Source organism: Paenibacillus sp. TSM33, assembly GCF_056099025.1.
Genome location: NZ_JBLZXB010000099.1, coordinates 1 through 205, shown reverse-complemented (window position 1 = coordinate 205; position 205 = coordinate 1). Strand labels below are relative to the sequence as shown.

The window sequence follows — 205 nt, the reverse complement described above, 5'->3', positions numbered from 1 at the left end:
GACGGAATCACTATTGTTTTCTCTTCCTCAGGGTACTTAGATGTTTCAGGTCCCCTGGTCTGCCTCTCACTCACCTATGAATTCAGTGAGTAGTGACTGTCGATGAAGACAGCCGGGTTTCCCCATTTGGACATCCCCGGATCAAAGCTTGCTTACAGCTCCCCGAGGCTTTATCGTTGTTCGCCACGTCCTTCGTCGGCTCCTG

Annotated in this window: 1 rRNA gene; it reads right to left on the bottom strand. The window is 51.7% G+C overall.

Annotated features, from left to right (window positions below):
- A 23S ribosomal RNA gene (locus tag ACN6NF_RS26065) occupies positions 1–205 on the bottom strand; the annotation flags it as partial.